The 22,505-nt window shown below is 72.3% G+C and carries 9 protein-coding genes and 2 pseudogenes; 7 read left to right on the forward strand and 4 right to left on the reverse strand.

Features of this window, described 5'->3' with window-relative positions:
• Positions 1-1,971, reverse strand: a 1,971-nt coding sequence (locus ACPXCS_RS20180) for a type I polyketide synthase (protein ID WP_425952338.1), incomplete at its 3' end; no start/stop codon positions are given.
• Between the two features lie 45 nt (positions 1,972-2,016).
• The gene (locus tag ACPXCS_RS20185) at positions 2,017-14,490 is read right to left on the reverse strand and encodes a type I polyketide synthase (RefSeq protein ID WP_425971000.1); all 12,474 of its coding nucleotides are present in this window, start codon (positions 14,488-14,490) and stop codon (positions 2,017-2,019) included.
• A gap of 446 nt (positions 14,491-14,936) precedes the next feature.
• On the opposite strand from ACPXCS_RS20185, the gene ACPXCS_RS20190 reads away from it, so the two are divergent.
• From ACPXCS_RS20190 to ACPXCS_RS20215, 6 genes and pseudogenes are all read left to right on the forward strand, one after another.
• Positions 14,937-16,313 (forward strand): NDP-hexose 2,3-dehydratase family protein, encoded by a 1,377-nt coding sequence (locus ACPXCS_RS20190; RefSeq protein ID WP_425948229.1) that lies wholly within the window; start codon positions 14,937-14,939, stop codon positions 16,311-16,313.
• Positions 16,310-17,314, forward strand: coding sequence for a Gfo/Idh/MocA family protein (locus ACPXCS_RS20195; RefSeq protein ID WP_425948228.1), 1,005 nt, complete (start codon positions 16,310-16,312; stop codon positions 17,312-17,314). Before ACPXCS_RS20190 ends, ACPXCS_RS20195 begins: the two co-directional genes overlap by 4 nt.
• Positions 17,315-17,381: 67 nt before the next feature.
• On the forward strand, positions 17,382-18,002 hold the full coding sequence (locus tag ACPXCS_RS20200) for a TetR/AcrR family transcriptional regulator (RefSeq protein ID WP_425948226.1): 621 nt from the start codon (positions 17,382-17,384) through the stop codon (positions 18,000-18,002).
• A 60-nt stretch (positions 18,003-18,062) separates the two neighbouring features.
• Positions 18,063-18,824 carry a VC0807 family protein gene (locus ACPXCS_RS20205; RefSeq protein WP_425948225.1) on the forward strand — a complete coding sequence of 254 codons (762 nt, stop codon included), beginning with the start codon at positions 18,063-18,065 and terminating at the stop codon, positions 18,822-18,824.
• A pseudogene (locus tag ACPXCS_RS20210) lies at positions 18,805-19,056 on the forward strand (MerR family transcriptional regulator); the annotation flags it as partial. The gene ACPXCS_RS20205 and the pseudogene ACPXCS_RS20210, both read left to right, overlap by 20 nt.
• A 403-nt stretch (positions 19,057-19,459) precedes the next feature.
• Positions 19,460-20,581 (forward strand): epoxide hydrolase family protein, encoded by a 1,122-nt coding sequence (locus tag ACPXCS_RS20215; protein ID WP_425948223.1) that lies wholly within the window; start codon positions 19,460-19,462, stop codon positions 20,579-20,581.
• A 29-nt stretch (positions 20,582-20,610) separates the two neighbouring features.
• Here the strand turns inward: ACPXCS_RS20215 and ACPXCS_RS20220 are convergent, their stop codons facing one another.
• Positions 20,611-21,177, reverse strand: coding sequence for a TerD family protein (locus ACPXCS_RS20220; RefSeq protein ID WP_425948221.1), 567 nt, complete (start codon positions 21,175-21,177; stop codon positions 20,611-20,613).
• A 164-nt stretch (positions 21,178-21,341) separates the two neighbouring features.
• On the opposite strand from ACPXCS_RS20220, the pseudogene ACPXCS_RS20225 reads away from it, so the two are divergent.
• Positions 21,342-21,623 (forward strand): annotated as a pseudogene (locus tag ACPXCS_RS20225) (alcohol dehydrogenase catalytic domain-containing protein); the annotation flags it as partial.
• 243 nt (positions 21,624-21,866) lie between these two features.
• On the opposite strand, the gene ACPXCS_RS20230 reads toward ACPXCS_RS20225, so the two are convergent.
• Positions 21,867-22,451, reverse strand: a complete 585-nt coding sequence (locus tag ACPXCS_RS20230; protein ID WP_425948219.1) for a DinB family protein — start codon at positions 22,449-22,451, stop codon at positions 21,867-21,869.
• Between the last annotated feature and the right edge of the window lie 54 nt (positions 22,452-22,505).

Genomic DNA, 22,505 nt, shown 5'->3' on the forward strand with positions numbered 1-22,505 from the left:
CCCGAACGACTCCCACACCGCCGCCAGCGACACCATCACCGCCCACAACACCGGCTGCACCACATCCACCCGGTCCAGCCCCGGCGCATCCCCCTCACCCCGCACCACATCAACCAACGACCAGTCCACAAAAGGCGACAGCGCCTCAGCGCACTCCGCGAACCGCGCCGCGAACACCGGGGAGGAGTCGAGCAGCTCCACCGCCATCCCCACCCACTGCGCCCCCTGTCCCGGGAACACGAACACCGGGTCGACGGTCTCGCCGGGGCTCGTGGTGACGCCGCGTGCGGTGTTGGCGGGCTGTTCGCCGCGGGCCACAGCGCGCAGGGCGTCCAGAAGGGCGTCGCGGTCGGCGCCGACGACCACCGCGCGCTCCTCCAGGGCGGCACGGCCGGTGGCCAGGGTGTGGGCGACGTCCGCGCTGCGGAGGTCCGCGGACTGCACGCGCTCGGCGAGCCGCTGGGCCTGCTCCCGCAGCGCGGTCTCGGAGCGCGCGGACAGCAGCCACGGTACGACGGTCCCGGGCCGCTCGGTGTCGGGCCGCTCGGCGCCGGAGGCTTCCGACTCCTCGACCGGGGGCGCCTGTTCGATGACGACGTGTGCGTTGGTGCCGCTGCCGCCGAAGGAGGAGACGCCGACGCGGCGCGGCCGGTCGTGCTCGGGCCATGCGACGGCTTCGGTGAGCAGGCGCAGCGTGCCGGAGGACCAGTCGACGTGGGGGGTGAGCTCGTCCGCGTGCAGGGACTTGGGGACGATGTCGTGCCGCAGGGCCTCGACCATCTTGATGACACCGGCGATGCCCGAGGCGGCCTGGGTGTGACCGATGTTGGACTTCAGGGAGCCGATCCAGAGGGGACGGTCGGCGTCGTGTTCCCTGCCGTAGGTGGCAAGGAGCGCCTGTGCCTCGATCGGGTCGCCGAGCTTGGTGCCGGTACCGTGCGTCTCGACCACGTCCACGTCCGCCGCCGACACCCCGGCGTCCGCGAGGGCCGCGCGGATGACCCGCTGCTGCGAGGGACCGTTCGGCGCGGTGAGACCGTTGGACGCGCCGTCCTGGTTGATGGCGGAGCCCCGCACCACCGCGAGGACCTGGTGGCCGCGCTCCTGTGCGTCCGACAGCCGCTCCAGCAGGAGCACGCCGACGCCCTCGCCCCAGCCGGTGCCGTCGGCTCCGGCGGCGAACGGCTTGCAGCGGCCGTCGGGCGCGAGTCCGCGCTGACGGCTGAACTCGATGAAGTTGCGCATGGTGGCCATGACGGTGGCACCGCCGGCGACGGCCATGGAGCATTCGCCGGAGCGCAGGGCGCGGACCGCGAGGTGCAGCGCGACCAGCGACGAGGAGCACATGGTGTCGAGGCTGACGGCGGGGCCCTCGAAGCCGAGGCTGTAGGCGATACGGCCGGACAGGACCGCGGCGGATCCGCCGGTCAGCAGATGCCCTTCGACGCCTTCGGGGGCGCCCGTGCCGTCGTTGGCGTACGCCTGGTTGCTGGCGCCGATGAAGACGCCCGTGTCGCTGCCGCGCAGGGTGGTCGGATCGATGCCGGCCCGCTCGAACGCTTCCCAGGTGGTCTCCAGCAGCAGGCGCTGCTGCGGGTCCATCGCCGTCGCCTCACGCGGCGAGATCTCGAAGAAGCCGGCGTCGAACTCGGCGGCGTCGTGCAGGAAGGCGCCCTGGCGGACGTAGCTCGTGCCGACCCGGTCGGGGTCCGGGTCGTAGAGCGCGTCCAGGTCCCAGCCACGGTCGGTCGGCAGGTCCGAGACGGTGTCGACGCCGTCGGCGACGACCTGCCACAGGTCCTCGGGGGTGCGCACGCCGCCGGGCATACGGCAGGCGGTCGCCACGATGGCGATCGGTTCGTGCGCCCGCGTCTCCAGGTCGGTGAGCCGGCGCCGTGTCTGGCGCAGGTCGGTGGTGACGCGCTTGAGGTACTCGCGGAGCTTGTCCTCGGTGGTGTCCGTGTTGCCCATGGCAGTCAGCCCTTCGAGAATCGGGAGATCGTGTCGGGGGACCGCTCAGGAGATCCCGAGTTCCCTGTCGATCAGGTCGAACATGTCCTGGTCGGAGGCGCCGACCAGTTCCTCGTCGACGGCCGTCTGCGCCGGCTCGTCGGTGGGTGCCGTCCAGCTGTCCAGCAGGCCGCGCAACGCGTTCGCGAGCTCCTGCCTGTCGGCCGGGTCGGCCGCGGCCCGGTAGGCCGCTTCGATCTCCCGCAGCCGGGGGTCGAGGGCGTCGCCGGGAGTGGTGTCCGGGAAGAGCTCGGCTTCGAGGTGGTCGGCCAGCGCCTTCGGCGTCGGGTGGTCGAACACGATCGTCGCGGGCAGGCGGGTGCCGAGCGCCGCGCCGAGTCGGTTGCGCAGTTCGACCGCCGTCAACGAGTCGAAGCCCATGTCGCGGAACGCCTTGCCCGCCCTGACGCCGTCGCCGGAGCCCAGAACCGTGGAGACGTGGGTCCGGACCAGGTCGACCAGGCGTCGGTGCCGCTTGGCGGGTGGCAGAGCGGCGAGTTCCCCGCGCAGTCCGTGGGCCGCGGCGGTGTCGGTCTCCGGGGCGGCCTCCTCTTCCCGGCGTTCCGCCAGCAGGTCCCGGACCTCGGGCACCTCGTCGATGAGCGGCCGGTGACCGTGCACGCAGTACGCCGGTACGAAACGGTCCCACCGGATGTCGGCGACGACCAGGGTCGTCTCACCGTCCGCGACCGCCTCGCGCAGCGCGCGCACGGCGGGCCTCGGCTCCATGGCGGGCACGCCACGGCGCAGGAGCTGCTCGGCGACCTCGGCGTCGACCATGCCGCCGCCCGCCCAGGCGCCCCAGGCGATCGAGGTGGCGGGCAGTCCCGCGGCCCGGCGTCGCTGGGCGAGTGCGTCGAGGTGGGCGTTGGCGGCGGCGTACGGTGCCTGTCCGCCGTTGCCCCAGACCCCGGCGCCGGAGGAGAACAGTACGAAGGCGTCCAGCGGCCGGTCGCTCAGCAGGTCGTGCAGGTTCTGGGCGCCGACGACCTTGGCGTGCATGAGGTCGACGGCCTCGTCCGCGTCGATCCCGGTGAGGGGCCTGGCCAGGTCGACGGCCCCGGCAGTGTGGACGACCGCGGTGAGCGGCAGGTCGTCCGGTACGCCGGCCAGGAGCGCGGCGAGCGCGGTGCGGTCGGCGACGTCGCAGGCGGCGATGGTGACCCGGCAGCCGAGGGCGGTCAGCTCCCGCTCCAGTTCGGCCGCGCCGGGGGCGTCGGGGCCGCGCCTGCTGGTGAGCAGCAGGTGACCGGCGCCGTCGCGGGCGAGGTCACGGGCCACGTGGGCGCCGAGCGCACCGGTGCCTCCGGTGATGAGGACGGTTCCACGGGGCTTCCAGACGGAACCGGCGGCCGTCGGCTCCGGGCGCCGGGGCGAGCGGATCATGCGCCGGACGCGGACACCACCGGCGCGGACAGCGAACTCCGTCTCCCTGCCCCCTGTTGCGCCGTCGCCTGCGCCGGGCCCGGCCAGCAGGGCGGGCAGGCGGGACAGCAGCGCGTGCGCCCCGTCTCCGGCGGGGAGGTCGACGAGGCCACCGGACCGCTCGGGATCGTCGAGCGCGGCCACCCTCAGCAGGCCCCATACGGCGGCCTGGCCGGCGTTCGGCGCCTCCGGGGCCGCGTCCACGGCGACCGCTCCCCGCGTCACCGTCCACAGGGCGGTGGCGAGTCCGGCGTCCGCGAGTGCCTGGCTCAGGGCCATGGAGGCCAGAAGGCCCCGTGAGACGCCGTTGCTCCGCTTGTCGGAGGTGTCGTCCAGCGCGAGGAGTGACAGCACTCCCGCGGGCGGTTCCGCAGGGGAGGTGACGGCGGCCAGCCGGTCGGCGACCACCGCCCGATCCGCGTTCTCGGGCACGGTGAGGCACACGACGTCAGCGCCCGCCTCTTCCAGTACATCCCGTGTCCGCGGCATCAGCTCGCCGTCGGTCCACGTCTCGGGGACGGCGAGGAGCCAGGTGCCGCGCAGGGGCGCGGTGGCGGGCAGGGGCGCGGTGGCGGGCAGCTCGTGGGGTCGCCAGACCACCCGGTACCGCCAGCCGTCCACCGTCTCCCGCTCCTTGCCCGCCTTGCGCCAGGCCGCCAGCGCCGGGACGACGGCTCGCAGCCCGTCCCGGTCGGACACCCCGAGCGTGGTGGCCAGCTCCTCCAGGTCGCCTTCCTCCACCGTGCGCCAGAACCGCTCCTGCATCGGATCGGAGGAGTTCCGCTGCTCGGCCTTCGGCGCCTCCAGCCAGTAACGGCGGCGCTGGAAGGCGTAGGTGGGCAGGTCGACGCGGCGCGGGGACAACCCCTCGAAGGCGGCCGTCCAGTCCACCGCGACACCACGCGCCCACGCCTCGCCCAGGGACACATACAAGCGGTCCAGGCCGCCCTCGCCCCGCCTCAGGGAACCGACGACCACGGCATCGGCACCCGCCGCCTCCACCGTCTCCGCCACCGGAACGGTCAGCACCGGATGCGGACTCATCTCCAGGAACGCACCGTGCCCGGACTGGGCGAGCCGACGGACGGCCGGCTCCAACCGCACCGTCTGGCGCAGGTTGCGGTACCAGTACCCGGCATCCGTCTCACCACCGGTGATCCACTCCCCCGTCACCGTCGACTGGAACGGCACCGACGGCTCCCCGGCCACCACCGGGGCCAGGACTTCGGCCAACTCGCCCTTGATGGCCTCGACATGCGCCGAGTGCGAGGCGTAGTCCACCTCAATACGACGCACCCGAATGCCCTCATGCTCCGCACGCATGACCAACTCGTCCAGCGCGTCCGCATCACCGGAGACGACCGTCGAGGTGGGCCCGTTGACCGCCGCGACGGAGATCCGGCCCTCCCACCGGCCGATCAGAGCGTCGGTGTCCTCATGGGACAGCGCCACCGACACCATCCCGCCGCGCCCGGCCAGCGCCACGATCGCCTTCGACCGCAACGCCACCACCCGCGCACCGTCCTCGACGCTCAACGCGCCCGACACCACCGCCGCAGCGATCTCGCCCTGCGAATGACCCACCACAGCAGCCGGCCGCACCCCGAACGACTCCCACACCGCAGCCAGCGACACCATCACCGCCCACAACACCGGCTGCACCACATCCACCCGGTCCAGCCCCGGCACACCCCCCTCACCCCGCACCACATCAACCAACGACCAGTCCACAAAAGGCGACAGCGCCTCAGCACACTCCACGAACCGCGCCGCGAACACCGGCGACGACTCGAGAAGCTCAACCGCCATCCCCACCCACTGCGCCCCCTGACCCGGGAACACGAACACCGGCGAACCAGCCGACGCCGACACCACACCCGACGCCACCGGCTCACCCGCCACCAGCACCGCCCGATGCTCGAACACCGACCGCGACGTCACCAACGACCACGCCACATCCACCGGACGCACCGAAGCCGACCCCACGAAGGCGTTCAACCGCTCAATCTGCCCGGCCAGCGACTCCTCGGAACGAGCCGACACCAGCAACGGAACGACGACCTCGCCCCCGCCCACAGACGGCTCCCCGGCCTCCGCGACGGGCGCCGTCTCAACCTCCTCCAAAATCACGTGCGCGTTCGTCCCACTGATCCCGAACGACGACACCCCCGCCCGCCGAGGACGCCCATCCGGCGCCTCCCACTCCCGAGCCCGCCCCAGCAACTCCACCGAACCCGACGACCAGTCCACGATCGTGCTGGGCCGTTCGGCCCTGAGCGACTTGGGCAGTGCTCGGACCCTCATCGCCTCGACCATCTTGATGACGCCGGCCATGCCCGAAGCGGCCTGGGGGTGACCGATGTTGGACTTCACCGAGCCCAGCCAGAGCGGACGGTCGGCGTCCCGGTCTCGGCCATAGGTGGCGAGGAGGGCCTGCGCCTCGATCGGGTCACCCAACTTGGTACCGGTGCCGTGCGCCTCGACCACGTCCACGTCCGCCGCCGACACCCCCGCGTCCGCCAACGCAGCACGGATCACCCGCTCCTGCGCAGGACCGTTCGGAGCCGTCAGCCCGTTCGACGCACCGTCCTGATTGATGGCCGAACCCCGCACCACAGCCAGCACCCGATGCCCCCGCGCCCGCGCATCCGACAACCGCTCCAGCAGCAACACGCCCACCCCCTCGGAGAGGGCGAACCCGTCCGCGTCGGCGGCGAACGGCTTGCAGCGGCCGTCGGGGGCGAGCGCCCGCTGACGGCTGAAGGCGACGAACGCACCCGGGCCCGCCATCACCGTGGCGGCCCCGGCGACGGCGAGGGAGCAGTCGCCGTTGCGCAGGGCGCGCACGGCCAGGTGCAGCGCGACCAGCGAGGACGAGCAAGCGGTGTCGACGGTCACCGCCGGACCCTCCAGCCCCAGCGCGTAGGCGATGCGACCCGAGGCCACGCTGGCTGCGGCTCCCGTGGCGAGGTAACCCTCGTTGTCGCCGGACGCGGCGCGCAGCCGGGTGGCGTACTCCTGGTCGGTGAGGCCGATGTAGACACCCGTGGAACTGCCGCGCAGCGCCTTGGGATCGATGCCGGCGCGTTCCAGGGTCTCCCAGGTGGTCTCCAGCAGCAGCCGCTGCTGCGGGTCCATCGCCGTCGCCTCACGCGGCGAGATACCGAAGAAGCCGGCGTCGAACTCGGCCGCCCCGTCGAGGAATCCGCTCTCCCGGACGTAGCTGGTGCCCAGGTGGTCGGGGTCGGCGTCGTACAGGGCGTCCAGATCCCAGCCGCGGTCGGCCGGCAGCGGCGTGATGGCGTCCACCTCGTCGGCGACCAGTCGCCACAGGTCCTCGGGACTGCGCACACCGCCGGGGAAACGGCACCCCATGGACACGATCGCGATGGGGTCGTCCGCGCGGACCTCGTCCGTGCCGCCCGCGTCGGCAGCCGTCGCCCGCTGCGGCTCCCGCTCCGTCCGGCCGAACGCGCGCTCGTCGACGTAGGCGGCCAGGGCCGTGATGCTGGGGTGGTCGAAGACGACCGTGGTGGGCAAGGTCAGCCCGGTGGCGCGGTTGAGCCGGTCGCGCAGGGAGACGGCGGTCAGGGAGTCGAAGCCCAAGTCCTTGAAGGCGGTCTCGTCGCCAAGTGCGCCGGCTTCGGCGGGGGTGTGTCCGAGTACGGCGGCCACGTGGGCGCTGACCAGGGCGCGCAGTGCGGCCGGCCGGCGGGCGGGCTCCAGTGCCGCGATGTCGCCCAGCGCGCCGGTGGAGCCACGGGCGTCGGTCCCCTCGCCGCCTTCGTCCAAGGGGGCCGCCACGGCGTCGGGCAGCTCCCGCAGGAGTGCGCTGTCGCGCACGGAGGTGAAGACCTCGGCGAAGCGCCTCCAGTTCACGTCGGCGACGGCGACACAGGTGTCGTCGTGGTCCAGGGCCTGCTGGAGTCCGGCGATCGCGGAGGCGGGCTCGATCACGGGGACGCCCCTGCGCCGGAGGTCGTCCTGCACCGACTCGGCGATCATGCCACCGCCCGCCCAGGGTCCCCAGGCGACGGAGAGGACATGGGCCCCGTCGGCTCGGCGGCGCTGGGCACGGGCGTCGAGGATGGCGTTGGCGGCGCCGTACGCGGCGTGGTCGGCGACGCCCCAGGTGCCGGAGATGGACGAGAAGTAGACCACGGCGTCCAGTCGCTCGGTGTCGAGGACCGCGTCGAGGTGTTCCGCGCCCAGCACCTTTCCGGAGAGGGTGGCCGCGAGGTCGTCCACGCCGGCCTCCGTGATCGGCCCGAGCACGCTCACGCCGGCCGCGTGGACGACGGAGCGTACGGGGGTGCCGTCCGCGGCGAGGCGATCGACCAGGCCGGCCACCGCCTCGCGGTCGGCCGTGTCGCAGGCGGCGACCGTGATCCGGGTGCCGCGCGACCGCAGTTCGGTGCGGAGTTCCTCGACGTGCGGGCCGTCGCCCGTCCGTCCGGTGAGGACGACGTGGTCGGCGCCGTTGTCGGCCAGCCAGCGGGTGACGTGGGCGCCCAGCGCGCCGGTGCCTCCGGTGACGAGGACGGTGCCGCGCGGCGTCCAGACACGCGGGGCCGTCCTGCCGCCCGTGGGGGCGTGGACGAGCCGGCGGCCGTACGCCTTGCCGTCTCGCAGGGCGACCTGGTCCTCCTCGGCACCCGCGGCGATGACGTCGGGCAGCAGGGCGAGGGTGCCGGGGGCGGGAGTCGCGGGGACGTCGACGAGACCGCCCCACCGCCTGGGATGCTCCAGAGCGGCTGCCCGGCCCAGGCCCCAGACGCCGGCCTGGACGGGGGACGTCGGCGCGTCGTGCGGGCCCGTTCCCACGGCCCCCTGGGTCACACACCACAGGGGCGTCTCGATCCCCGCGTCACCGAGTGCCTGGACGAGGGCGAGGGTGCCGGCCAGTCCCAGCGGAACGGCAGGGTGCTCCGGGTGCGGCCGTGTGTCGAGGGACAGCAGGGAGAGGACACCGGTGACCGCCTCGACACCAACGGTCCGGCCGAGCAGCGCCTGAAGGTCCGCCCGGTTCATGTCCCCGGACGCGACGGCGAGGGTCAGGGTGCGGACACCTCGGTCCTCGAGTGCGGCCCGCACCGCGGTGGCCACGGTGCCGCCCTCGGCGGCTGTGGGGACGACGAGCAGCCAGGTGCCTTCGACGGCGACCGGGGCGGCCGCAGCCGGAAGGGCTCGCCACTCGACCCGGTGACGCCAGCCGTCCACCGCGGCTCGTTCCCGGCGCGCCTTGCGCCAGGCGGCCAGTGCCGGGACGACGGCGTGCAGCCCGTCCTGGTCGGAGACACCGAGGGTTTCCGCCAGCTCCGACAGATCGCCTTCCTCCACCGTCCGCCAGAACTGCTCCTCGACGGGATCGGCGGCCTTCTCCCCGGCCTTCGGCGCTTCCAGCCAGTAACGGCGGCGCTGGAAGGCGTAGGTGGGCAGGTCGACACGGCGCGGGGACAGCCCCTCGAAGGCGGCCGTCCAGTCCACCGCGACACCACGCGCCCACGCCTCACCCAACGACACGTACAGACGGTCCAAGCCGCCCTCGCCCCGCCGCAGGGAACCGACCACCACGGCGTCCGCACCGGCCGCCTCCACGGTCTCCGCCACCGGCACGGTCAGCACCGGATGCGGACTCATCTCCAGAAACGCACCATGCCCGTCGGCGACCAGCGCGGCGATCGCGGGCTGCAGCAACACCGTCTGCCGCAGGTTGCGATACCAGTACCCGCCGTCCGTCTCACCATCGGTGACCCACTCCCCCGTCACCGTCGACAGGAACGGCACCGACGGCTCCCCCGCCGCGACGGTAGCCAGGACTTCGGCCAACTCGCCCTCGATGGCCTCCACATGCGCCGAATGCGAGGCATAGTCCACCTCGACACGACGCACCCGCACACCCGACTCCTCGGCATGCACGACCAGTTCGTCCAGCGCACTCGCATCGCCAGACACCACTGTGGAGGTGGGCCCGTTGACCGCCGCGACCGAGATCCGGCCCTCCCACCGGCCGATCAGAGCGTCGGTGTCCTCATGGGACAGCGCCACCGACACCATCCCACCGCGCCCGGCCAGCGCCACGATCGCCTTCGACCGCAACGCCACCACCCGCGCACCGTCCTCGACACTCAGCGCGCCCGACACCACCGCCGCAGCGATCTCACCCTGCGAGTGACCCACCACAGCAGCCGGCCGCACCCCGAACGACTCCCACACCGCCGCCAGCGACACCATCACCGCCCACAACACCGGCTGCACCACATCCACCCGGTCCAACCCCGGAGCATCCCCCTCACCCCGCACCACATCAACCAACGACCAGTCCACAAAAGGCGACAGCGCCTCAGCACACTCCGCGAACCGCGCCGCGAACACCGGCGACGAATCGAGAAGCTCGACCGCCATCCCCACCCACTGCGCCCCCTGACCCGGGAACACGAACACCGGCGAACCAGCCGACGCCGACACCACACCCGACGCCACCGGCTCACCCGCCACCAGCACCGCCCGATGCTCGAACACCGACCGCGACGTCACCAACGACCACGCCACATCCACCGGACGCACCGAAGCCGACCCCACGAAGGCGTTCAACCGCTCGATCTGCCCGGCCAGCGACTCCTCGGAACGAGCCGACACCAGCAACGGAATGACCGCCTCGCCCCCGCCCACAGACGGCTCCGCCGCCTCAACCACGTCCGCCGTCTCAACCTCCTCCAGGATCACGTGCGCGTTCGTCCCACTGATCCCGAACGACGACACCCCCGCCCGCCGAGGACGCCCGTCACTGCCCTCCCACTCCCGAGCCCGCCCCAGCAACTCCACCGAACCCGACGACCAGTCGACGTACGGAGTCGCCTCCTCGGCGTGCAGGGACTTGGGGGCGACGCCCGCGCGCATCGCCTCGACCATCTTGATGACCCCGGCGATCCCGGCGGCGGCCTGGGTGTGACCGATGTTGGACTTCACCGAGCCCAGCCAGAGCGGACGGCCGGCGTCCCGGTCTCGGCCGTAGGTGGCGAGGATGGCCTGTGCCTCGATCGGGTCACCCAGCTTGGTGCCCGTGCCGTGCGCCTCGACCACGTCCACGTCCGCCGCCGACACCCCCGCGTCCGCCAGCGCAGCACGGATCACCCGCTCCTGCGCAAGACCGTTCGGAGCCGTCAGCCCGTTCGACGCGCCGTCCTGATTGATGGCCGAACCCCGCACCACAGCCAGCACCCGATGCCCCCGCGCCCGCGCGTCCGACAGCCGCTCCAAGAGCAGTACGCCCACGCCCTCGGCCCAGTTGGTGCCGTCGGCTCCGGCGGCGAACGGCTTGCAGCGGCCGTCGGGGGCCAGGCCGCGCTGGCGGCTGAACTCGACGAACATGCCGGGGCCGGACATCACGGTGGCGCCGGCGGCGATGGCGAGGGAGCAGTCGCCGTTGCGCAGGGCGCGCACGGCCAGGTGCAGGGCGACCAGCGAGGACGAGCAAGCGGTGTCGACGGTCACCGCCGGACCCTCCAGCCCCAGCGCGTAGGCGATGCGACCCGAGGCCACGCTGGCGGTGGTGCCGGTGAGGACGTGTCCCTCGACGGCTTCGGTGGCTTCGTGGAGTCGGGGCCCGTACTCGGGGGCGGTGGCGCCGACGAACACGCCGGTGGGGGTGGCGTGCAGGGTGCGGGGGTCGATGCCGGCGCGTTCCAGGGTCTCCCAGGTGGTCTCCAGCAGCAGCCGCTGCTGGGGGTCCATCGCCGTCGCCTCGCGCGGCGAGATACCGAAGAACCCGGCGTCGAACTCGGCGGCGTCGTGCAGGAATCCGCCCTCGCGGACGTAGGTGGTGCCGGTGCGGTCCGGGTCGGGGTGGAAGAGGGTGGTGAGGTCCCAGCCGCGGTCGGTGGGGAAGGCGGTGAGGGCGTCCGCCTCGTCGGTGACGAGGCGCCACAGGTCCTCGGGGCTGCGTACGCCGCCGGGGAGGTGGCAGCCCATGGAGACGATCGCGATGGGGTCGTCGGCTCCGGTGGGGCCGGCGGGGGTGAGTGGCGTGGTCGCGGGCTCGTCGCCGACGGCGCGCAGGCGGTCGGCGAGGCGGGCGGGGGTCGGGTACTCGTAGACCGCGGTCGCGGGCAGGTCGCCTCCGGTGAGGGCGTTGAGCCGGTCCCGCAGCTCCACGGCGGTGACGGAGTCGATGCCGAGGTCCTTGAAGGAGCGTCGGGGGTCGACGGCCGCGGGGTCCGGGTGGCCCAGTACGACGGCGGTGCTCTCCTGGACGAGGCGCAGGGGGTCGGCGCCCGAGGGGCCGGCGGGGGCGTGGTGCGTGGCGTCCGACGTGGCCGCACGCCGGTCCGGGGCGGTGGAGTGACGGGCCGGGGCGGTGTCGGTGTCGGGGGCGGCCGGGGTGTCCGCACCGGAGATCCAGTGGCGGCGCCGCTGGAAGGCGTAGGTGGGGAGTTCGGTCCGGCGGGGTGCGAGGCCGGAGAAGACCGGTGTCCAGTCGACGTCGGCGCCCCGGGCCCACAGGGCGCCCAGGGAGGTCTGGAAGCGCATGGGGCCGCCGTCGTCGCGCCGCAGGGTGCCGGTGACGACCGCGTGGTTCCGGCCCGCGGTCGCCTCCACGGTGTGCTGGACCGGGCCGGTGAGGACGGGGTGCGGGCTGACCTCGACGAAGGCTCCGTGTCCGGCGGCGGTCAGGGCGCGGACGGCGGGTTCGAGCAGGACCGGTCGGCGCAGGTTGTCGTACCAGTAGGCGGCGTCGGTGGCCGGGCCTTGCAGCCAGTCGCCGGTGACGGTGGACAGGAAGGGCACCCGGGGCGGGCGCGGGGTGATGGGGGCGAGCAGGCGCAGCATGTCGTCGCGGACGGGTTCGACGTGCGCCGAGTGGGAGGCGTAGTCGATTCCGACGCGGCGGGCCCGTACGTTCTCCCGGTCGGCGGTGGCGAGGAGGTCGGCGACGGTGTCGGCGTCGGCGGAGACGACGGTGGAGGAGGGGCCGTTGAGGGCGGCGACGGTGACGCGGTCGCCCCAGCGGGCGGTGAAGTCGCGGGCGGCGTCCGGGGACAGGGCGAGCGACACCATGCCGCTGCGGCCTTCCAGGGGGACGAGGATCTTGCTGCGGAGGGCGACGACCAGCGCCGCGTCCTCGAGACTCAGGGCGCCGGCCACGCAGGCGGCGGCGATCTCGCCCTGGGAGTGTCCGACGACGGCGGCGGGCCGCAGGCCGTGCGCCTGCCACAGGGCGGCCAGGGACACCATCACGGCCCACAGGACGGGCTGGACGACGTCGGAGCGGTCCAGGGGCGGGGCGGTGGGGTCGCCGCGCAGTACGGCTTCGAGGTCCCAGTCGACGTGCGGGGCGAGGGCGCGTCCGCACGCGGCGAGGCGGTCGGCGAAGACCGGTGCGGTGGTGAGGAGTTCGGCGGCCATGCCGTGCCACTGGCTGCCCTGGCCCGGGAAGACGAACACCGGCCGGTCGATGTCGCCGTCGACCGGTCCGGCGGGTACGGCCGTGGCGAGTGCGTCCAGCAGGCTCGTGGTGTCGGTGCCGACGGCGACGGCCCGGTGTTCCAGGTGGGTGCGGGTGGTGAGCAGGGACCAGGCGGTGTCGACCGGGTCGGGCCGGTGGGCGCGGACGTGGCCGTCGAGGCGTTCGGCCTGGGCGCGCAGGGCCTCGGGGGTGTGGGCGGACACCAGCCAGGGGACGGTGGCGGGGGCGCCGCGAGGAGGGCGAGGTGCCTCGGGTGTGGGGGTGGGGGCGGCTTCGAGGACGAGGTGGGCGTTGGTTCCGCCCATGCCGAAGGAGGAGACGCCGGCCCGGAGCGGGACCCCGGGGGCGTCGGGGGTCCAGGGGGCGAGTTCCCGCTGGACGCGCAGGCCGAGCCGGTCGAGGTCGATGGCCGGGTTCGGCCGCTCGTGGTTGAGGCTGGGCACGAGGTGGCCGTGGGAGAGGCACAGCACGGTCTTGATGAGCCCGGCGATGCCGGCCGCGCCCTCCAGGTGGCCGATGTTGGTCTTCACCGATCCGACGGCGAGGGGGCTCCGGCGGCCGGTGGCGTTGCCGAGGACCTGTCCGAGGGCGTGTGCCTCCACGGGGTCGCCGACGCGGGTGCCGGTGCCGTGGAGTTCCACGTAGCCGACGTCGGCGGGGTCGACGCCGGCGCGTTCGTAGGCGGTGCGCAGGACCGTCTGCTGGGCGGCGGCGTCGGGGGTGGTGAGGCTGGTGCCGGTCCCGTCGTTGTTGAGTGCGCCGCCGCGGATGACGGCGTACACGTGGTCGCCGTCGGCGAGGGCCCGGTCGAGGAGTTTGAGGACGACGACGCCGCCGCCCTCGCCGCGTACGTAGCCGTTGGCGCGGGCGTCGAAGGTGTGGCACGCGCCGTCCGGGCTGAGTGCCCCGAACTGGGCGGCGGCCAGGGAGCCTTCCGGGCTGAGGTTGAGGTGCACGCCGCCGGCCAGGGCGAGTTCGCAGTCGCCGAGGCGGAGGCTGTCGCAGGCGAGCTGGACGGCGACCAGGGAGGAGGACTGGGCGCTGTCCACCGTCATGCTGGGGCCGCTGACGCCGAGTGCGTAGGACAGCCGGTTGGCGATGAGGGCGCGGTTGAGCCCGGTGAGGGTGTGGTGCCCGGGTTCGGTGCCCGACCGCCGTACGACGTCGGCGTAGTCGCAGACGTCCGCGCCGAGGTGGACGGCGGTGGCGCGGGGTGCGGAAGCGGCGGGGATACCGGCGTGCTCCAGTGCCTCCCAGCCCAGTTCGAGGGCGAGCCGGGCCTGCGGGTCCATGGCGTCGGCCTCGCGGGGCGAGATGCCGAAGAACACGGCGTCGAAGTCGGCGGGCGCGGTGAGGTATCCGCCGCGGTGGGGGGCGGTGCCGCCGTTCGGAGTGGGCCAGCCGTCGTCCGGTGTGCCCTCGCGGCGGTCGTCCGGGGTGTCGACGACGGCGCTGCGGCCCGCGGTGAGAAGGTCCCAGTAGGCGGCCGGTCCGTCGGCTCCGGGAAGCCGGCACGCGAGACCGACGACGGCCACGGGTTCGTGGCCCGGCACGACGTTCCGGAGGTCGGTGGGCACCGGCTCGTTCATCGATGGCACTCCAGATACCGAGGGCGTGAGGACGGGAGCAGCCCTCACGTTCGCACGCGCTCGGGGAGTGTTCGGCGGCGGCGCAAAACGCTCTAGGGGAATTCCTAGGCGTGCGCGGTGCTGTGCGGAACCCGGCCCCGGCCGGGCCGCCGGTCGGTCCCGGGACGGGCGCGGGAGCCCGGCTGTCACGGCCGCCGCGCATCCCGCCACCGCCCGTCTCGGCCCTCGGCCGGTGCCGCCCCATAGCGAGTCCGGGGAGCGGGTCGCAAGACGGAATGACTAGGCGAATGCTCGAATTGCGGCGGGCACGCTGGAGGCGGCGGCATTCGACTGCCGCTCCTTTCGATGCGGGTGCCGTTCTTTCTGTGCGGACGTGCGAACAACGGCGCTCCAGCCGGTGCACCGTCCGTATGGCCGGGCTCCTTGAATGAGAGAAGGTCGTATCCATGACACCAACGACCGCGCCGATGCCGTCGCGCTCCATGCGGATGCCGACCGCGGCGAGCCTGGCCGCGTCCGCGGCGGCCGTCGACGGCGGCGTGCTGTCCCGTGCCGACCTGGCGGCGTGGCTGGAGGACCGTCGCCGGGCGCAGGCGCAGCGGGTGGAGCGGATTCCGTTCGCGGAACTCGACGGCTGGTCCTTCGACGACCTCACCGGTGACCTGCGGCACCGCAGCGGGCGCTTCTTCTCGGTGCACGGGCTGCGGGTGTCCTCGGATTTCGGTCCGGTGCCCGCCTGGGAGCAGCCGATCATCAACCAGCCGGAGATCGGCATCCTGGGCATCGCGCTGCGTGACTTCGACGGGATACCGCATCTGCTGATGCAGGCCAAGTCCGAGCCCGGGAACGTGAACGGGGTGCAGCTGTCGCCGACCGTCCAGGCGACGAAGAGCAACTACATGCGGGTGCACGGCGGTTCGGAGGTTCCGTATCTCGATCGCTTCCGCCGTCCCGAGCTGGGTTCGGTGGTGGCCGACGTGCTGCAGTCGGAGCAGGGCTCCTGGTTCCTGCGGAAACGAAACCGGAACATGATCATCACGGTGGGTCCGGACGTCGAGGCGGGCGAGGACTTCGCCTGGCTGACACTGGGTCAGGTCAACGCGCTCCTGCGCGAGGAGAACCTCGTGAACATGGACGCGCGCACCGTGCTGTCCTGCATGCCGGACTGGCAGGCGCAGGCGCGGGCGGTGGAGGCGGTGCACTCGGACGCCGACATCCGCAGCTGGATCACCCGCCGCCGGGCCGAGCACGAGGTCCGGGTCACCGCGATCGGACTGTCGAAGACCGGCGGCTGGAACATGGGCGACACCGAGGTGTCCCATGAGCGCGGCCAGCACTTCAGCATCGTGGCGGTGGACGTCGCCTCGGCCCGCCGGGAGGTGCGGGCCTGGTCGCAGCCGCTGCTGAAGCCGCACGGAACGGGTCTGACCGCCCTGTTCGTGCGGCGGTGGCGCGGCGTTCCGCACGTGTTGCTGCGGGCCCGCGCCGAACCCGGCTTCGTGTCGGTGGTGGAACTGGGCCCGACCCTGCAGTGCACGCCGGAGAACTACGCGCACCTGCCGGCCGGCCTCCAGCCGGCGTACCTGGACGAGGTGCTCGCCCGTCGGGCCGGCGCCGTCTACGACGTGAAGCTCTCGGAGGAGGGCGGACGCTTCCTGCACGCCCAGAACCACTACGTCGTCATCGAGATCGACGACGATCTGCCGTTGGTGTCCGACGAGTTCCGCTGGGTGTCGCTGCGCCAGGTGGACGAGCTGCTGCGCTACGACCACCACCTCAACGTCCAGGCCCGCACGCTGATCGCCGCCTGGAGGTCACTGTGACGGGGGCCGGGGAGCGCACGGTCCGGCTGGGCGCGCTGGGGACGTCGTCGATCGCGTGGCGCCGGGTGCTGCCCACAGTGGTCCGCACGCCCGGGCTGCGGCTGACGGCCGTGGCCGGCCGCTCGGAGGCCAAGACCCGGCGGTTCGCGGAGCGCTTCGGGTGCGCGGCCGAGACGGACGTCGACGCCCTGCTGGACAGGCCCGACGTCGACGCGGTGTACATCTCGACGCCGACCGGGCTGCACCACCGCTTCGCCGAGCAGGCGCTCAAGGCGGGCAAGCACGTTCTGGTGGAGAAGCCGATCGGAGTGGACGCGGCCGAGGCGCGGGCGCTGTGCGCGCTGGCCGCGGAGCGGGATCTGGTGCTGCGGGAGAACTTCATGTTCCCGCACCATCCGCAACACGCCTACGTCCGCGACCTGATGGAGACGGGACGGCTCGGCCGGCCGGCCTCCTTCCACGCCGCGTTCTGCATCCCCCCGCTCCCCGAGGACGACATCCGCCACGACGCCCGGCTGGGCGGCGGCGCGCTGCTCGACGTCGGGGTGTACCCCCTGCGGGCGGCCTCGCTGCTGCTGGGGCCCGGCCTGGAGGTGGCGGGGGCCACCCTGCGGGTGCGTGCCGAGGACGGGCTCGACCTGTCCGGCCAGGCACTGCTGGTGTCACCGTCCGGTGTGCTGGCCGTGCTGGCCTTCGGGTTCGAGCACGCCTACGCGTCGACGTACACCGTGTGGGGTGACCGGGCCCGGGTCACCGTGACGCGGGCGTTCACCCCGCCGCCCGCTCATCAGCCACTGGTGGTGGTGGAGGAGCAGGACCGCGAGGAGCATCTGCGGCTGCCCGCGGCGGACCAACTGCAGTCGCTGCTGGAGGCGTTCGCCCGGCAGGTGCGCGAGGGCGGGGCCCGGGTCGCGGAGAGCGAGGTCCGTGCGGAGGCGATCGCGGCGATGGAGCTGGTGGACGCCGTGCGCGCCACGGCGCGACGCTTTTCGGTCGATTGAACGCGCGACCAAGCAGGCCGGAAATTCATGGGGATAAACCCAAACCTGATCATGCTAATTTGACATCATGATGGCCAACGTAGCTCAGGCGAAAACTCGCACATTCACACAGAAGGCACGGCGAGCGCAGATAGTCCAGGCGGCTATCGAAGCCCTCGCGGAAAGCGGCTACGCGAAGGCGTCGTTCACCAGGATCTCGCAGCAGGCGAAACTCAGCAGCACGGGGATGATCTCCTATCATTTCTCCGGAAAGCCGGAACTGTTCGCCGAGGTCGCCCACACGGTCATCGGGCAGGCGCGGGAATTGACGGCCGCACGGATCGCCGAGGAGACGACCCACCGGGGGAGATTGACCGCATACATCACCTCCAGCTTCGACTTCGTCGCCCGCCACCCCCTCCAGGCACGGGCGCTCATGGAGATCGTCCGCATGGTCCGGGACGGGCGGATCAGCGGTCTGGACGACATCGAGCACACCGTCACGTCGGTGGAGTGCCTCGTGACACTTCTCCAGCAGGGCCGTGAGGCGGGCGAGTTCGGCACGTTCGACTGCCGCACCATGGCTCTGGCCGTACGCGGCGCCACCGACAGCGTACTCCGCCACCACCTGTGCGGTCAGCGCACGCAACTCCAGGACGTGGCACGGGAGTTGGCGGACATCTTCGATCGCTGTACCCGGCCGACCTAGCGTCCCCCCACCCCTCCCCCGAGCCGTCCGGCCGCCGGCTCGACCACAGGAGCACCGTTCATGACCTCCCCCACACCCCGCCCCGGCCCCACGGCCTCCCCCACCGACGGCCCTCCCGGCCCGTCCGCCGAGACACCGGAAACGCCGGAGACACCGGAGACACCGGAGACACCCTCCCCCCGCTGGGAATTCGCCCTCACCATCCTGTGCGACATCGTGCTGCCGGTCGGGCTCTACTACGTGCTGCGCGCCGCCGGTACGAGCGAGATCACCGCCCTGCTGCTGAGCGGCTCCGCGCCGGCCCTGCACACGCTCTACTCCGCGATCGGCCAACGGAAGCTGGACGCCATCGGCGTCTTCACCACGACCCTGCTCCTGGTGAGCGCCGTCGCGTCACTGATGACGTCCGACCCGCGTATCGCGCTGGCGCGCAACGGCTTGTTCACGGCGCTCGCCGGCGTCTGGCTGCTGGTGACGCTGTGCACCGCCCGGCCGTTCACCTACCAGGCCCTGCGCACGCTGCTGCCCGGGCGGACGGCGGTGCTGGAGAGGCTGTGGGAGACGGACGCGGCCTTCCGGCGGGTGTGGCGCGGGCTGACGGTCCTGTGGGGCGTGGGTCTGCTGTGCGACGCCCTGCTGCGCGTGGTGATGGCGTACAGCCTGCCCGTCGACACCGTGCCCGCCCTGGACGGAGTCCTGTACGCCGCGTCCTGGATCGGGTTGCAGGTGATCACCCAGGTGGTGCTGTTCCGGACGCGCACGCTGGCCAAGATCTTCGGCGACCGCGGACCGGGCCGCCGCTCGCCAGGTCAAGGTCGGTGAGGCGGCGGCCTTCGCCGGCACCACGCCGCAGGCGATCCGCCACTACCACGAGATCGGCCTGCTCCCCGAGCCTGAGCGGGGCGGCGACGACCGCCGCCGCTACGGGTACCAGGACATGATCCGACTGCTGTGGATTCGCAAGATGGCAGACGCCGGGATCGCCCTGGACGACGATGCCCTCTTCGACGCCTGGGACACTTTGCCCCCTGCCACCGCCGATGACGGCGAGGACGAGGCCCGACCTCAGCTCCGGCAGCAGGAGGCTGACTGACTCCATGAGCGTGCTCGAAGCCGCCGGCAAGATGCCCTACGACTTCTCCCCGGCCCGCCTGCGCTGCAGGGAACTGGCTGAAGACCTATCCGCCCAAGAACCACCCGTTACCTGAAACACGGCCAGCGGTTCAGGTCCGCGCCCTGGGTGAAGCCCAGGTTCCCGGAAGCGAAGGGCCCTCGCCCGGGATAGCGCCCGGGTCGACGTACCGGCCAGGGCCCTCGGTGAAGACCATCGCAGCGGGCCACTGGTGCCAGCCGGATGGGGGCACAGGGTGAGGATCGGCGGCACTCAGAGTGCGTTCCGAGCATCACCGGGATGTGGACTTGGGCCACGCTTGAGACGAACGAGAGGACGACCGACCATGACCAGCACGGAACAGGCCGCCGCCCCCGCCGTGGAGCAGTCGGTGCTCGACGACCTGCGCGTGCGTCTGCGCGGATACCGCCGGGTGGACGTCCCCACCGGGTTCGGTTGGTCGCGCGGTGTCGACGTCGACTACCTCGCGGACCTCATCTCCTACTGGGCCCACTCCTACGACTGGCGCGAGCACGAAGCCCGGCTGCGCGCCCTGCCCTGGGTCCTCGCCGGCCGGGGCGACGCACCGGTGCGGGCGATCCATCTGCGGGCGGCGCGCACCGACGCGGTGGCGGTGGTGCTCCTGCACGGGTGGCCCGACTCCGTCCTGCGGTTCGAGAGGGTCTGGCCCCTGCTGTCCGACCTCCACGTGGTCGTCCCGGCCCTGCCCGGCTTCCCGTTCGCCGCACCGGTCGCCCGCCGCGGCATGTCGTCCGGGGACATGGCCGAAGCGGTCGCGAACGCGGTGGCCGAGCTCGGCTACGAGCGCTACGTCGTGTCCGCCGGCGATGTGGGCTGCGACGTCGCCGAGGCACTGGCCGCCGCTCACCCCGACCGCGTCGCCGCCCTGCACCTGACGGACGTCTCGCAGTACCGCTTCCTGGTGGACCCGCCGACGGACCTGTCCGACGCGGAGCGGGCGTACATCCGGCACGGTCATCACTGGCAGGCCACGGAGGGCGGCTACATGCACGAACAGGCCACCAAACCGCACACGTTGTCGGTGGCACTCGGTGACTCGCCCGCCGGCCTGGCCGCCTGGATCCTGGAGAAGCTGCGGTCGTGGACCGACTGCGGCGGAGATGTGGAAAGGGTGTTCACCCGGGACGAGTTGCTCACATGGATCACCGCCTACTGGGTCAGTGGTGCCATCGGCACCTCCTTCACCCCCTACGCCGAGAGCGCGTCGAAGCCGGCCGGGCGCATCGACGTCCCCACGGCTTTCACGATCTTCCCGAAGGACCTCGTCAACGCGCCCCGCGAGTTCGCGGCACGCTTCTTCGACGTCCGCTCCTGGACGGAGGAGCCCGCCGGCGGTCACTTCGCGGCCTGGGAGCGCCCGTCGGAGTACGCCACCGGCGTCCGCACGGCGGTGGACCTGGCGAGGCGGGGGTCTGCGTCCCCGTGATCCTGCTCCCCCGTCCATGGGATCCGCAGTTACTCTCGCGTGCCGCCCATTTCGGTGGCGAAGGTCGCCGGATCGCTGTCGAATCCGCGGATCATCGCGCGCATCGCCCAGGCTCCGGTCTCACCGCGGACGAACTCCGCCACCGTTGCCGCGGTGGAGTCGGCGACGGTTGTGAAGTCGTCCGTGAGCAGTTCCCGATAGCCCTCGACCACCATGACGCCGACGTTGGACATGTCGGCGAAGGTGCGCGGGACCTCCTTCTGGTGGATCGCCACCCCGACGACGACGCGTTTGTAGTCCGCCGCCAGCCGATCGAGCTCCAGGACCATCACCTCGACGTAGCCGAACCCCTGACCGGTCTGGCTGTGGCGGTTCATCGTGATGGTGCCGTCCGGTGACCGGCTGTCGTAGTGGGTGAGGTACACAGGCCGCCCCCAGGGGTCAGCCTCGGCATAGGTCCCGGCGATGATGTCGAGGTGACGAGGCGCCTCGCCCAGCGAACTCGGATCCCACCGAAGCCTCACCTCGACCTTCGTCAGGTCTCTGCTCACGAAACTCACCCGTGCCTCCCCTCCACTGCGCGACTCCCCACTCATTGAATTATGGCCCTCACATCGGGCTTTGACGCCTCGTCACGGGTGAGTGGCGGTCCAAGGGGGGCGCAGGCGGCGTAGAGCCGCAGGTCCCGGTCCAGGACGTAGAGCCGACGCCGGGGCCGTGACGGGGCGACGGCCGGCGGCCGTGCTCGCTCGGCGACGCCGTCGCCCACGGGGAGTTCAAACGACTCCAGAAGTACAAGCTGCCCTTCGTGCTCGGCCACGACGTCGCCGGCGTCGTGACGCAGGTCGGGTCCGCCGTGCGCGACCTGGCCGTCGGCGACGAGGTCTACGCACGTCCCCGCGACCTGCGGATCGGAGGCTTCGCCGAGTTCATCGCGATCGACCAGGCCGACGTCTCGCCGAAGCCGCGGTCCCTGACCCTCCACGAGGCGGCCGCGGTGCCGCTGGTGGCTCTGGCGGCCTGGCAGATCCTCGTCGACCGTCCTCCTTGGTGTAGTCGACGACGATGTCGGCGCCGAGGCTCCTGACCAGCTCCTCGGTGCGGGTGCTCGCCGTCGTCGCCACCGTGGCACCGAGGTGCAGTCTGCGCCACACCACTGCCTCGCCCCACACGCTGAACCGACGGTGTCAGCTCCCGGACCTCATCGGAAATCAGACGGTTCGACAGATGAGCCCGCACGGCCGCCATCATGCCGCTCGAGCCTCAAGTCACGAGGCACAGCCTTCTATGTTCTGGCCGATGCGGCCGACCTGGCGGCCTGCTCGATCTTCGCGTAGGAGGCGGCGCGGGCTTCCTCATCGATCTGCATCTCATGTTCGGGGCGCATCCCGGTTCGGCCGTCGATGGTTTCGCGCAGGATGTCGGCGTGCCCCGCATGCCGGTTGGTCTCGCCGAGGACGTGGACCATGACGGCGAACAGGTTCGTATTGGCATGAGGAGCCGGCCACCAGGGCACGAGGCCGGGAGCATCGAGGGAAAGCTCGTTGATCGTCGCGTCCGAGTGTTCCCACGTGCGCCGGTAGAACTCGATGATCTGATCGCGGGTCTCGTCCTCAGCCGCCCACAGATCACTGCCGTCGTGGTCCTGCCACCGGGGCAGCGCTTCCGGGGAAGGGCGGTCGAAGACCTCGCCGAAGTACCTGGCCTCGACACTGGCCACGTGTTTGACCAGACCGAGGAGATTGCTCCCGGTCACTGTCAACGGTCGGCGGGCGTCGTATTCGGACAAGCCGTCGAGCTTCCAGAGCAGCGCTTCGCGGTCCCGCCGCAGTCTCCCGTGCAGGTTGTCCTTCGCGAATTCATCAATCATGCGGCACGAGCCTGCCACGAGCTACTCGCGGCCTCAAGATCTCGTGCGTGGCCG

This window comes from Streptomyces sp. DT190, from assembly GCF_049846985.1.
GTDB lineage: Bacteria > Actinomycetota > Actinomycetes > Streptomycetales > Streptomycetaceae > Streptomyces.

Coding starts and splice junctions, on each gene's coding strand:
- ACPXCS_RS20185 (WP_425971000.1), bottom strand. CDS start 14,490: ATGAACGAGCCGGTGCCCACCGACCTCCGGAACGTCGTGCCGGGCCAC.
- ACPXCS_RS20215 (WP_425948223.1), top strand. CDS start 19,460: ATGACCAGCACGGAACAGGCCGCCGCCCCCGCCGTGGAGCAGTCGGTG.
- ACPXCS_RS20190 (WP_425948229.1), top strand. CDS start 14,937: ATGACACCAACGACCGCGCCGATGCCGTCGCGCTCCATGCGGATGCCG.
- ACPXCS_RS20220 (WP_425948221.1), bottom strand. CDS start 21,177: ATGAGTGGGGAGTCGCGCAGTGGAGGGGAGGCACGGGTGAGTTTCGTG.
- ACPXCS_RS20200 (WP_425948226.1), top strand. CDS start 17,382: ATGATGGCCAACGTAGCTCAGGCGAAAACTCGCACATTCACACAGAAG.
- ACPXCS_RS20230 (WP_425948219.1), bottom strand. CDS start 22,451: ATGATTGATGAATTCGCGAAGGACAACCTGCACGGGAGACTGCGGCGG.
- ACPXCS_RS20205 (WP_425948225.1), top strand. CDS start 18,063: ATGACCTCCCCCACACCCCGCCCCGGCCCCACGGCCTCCCCCACCGAC.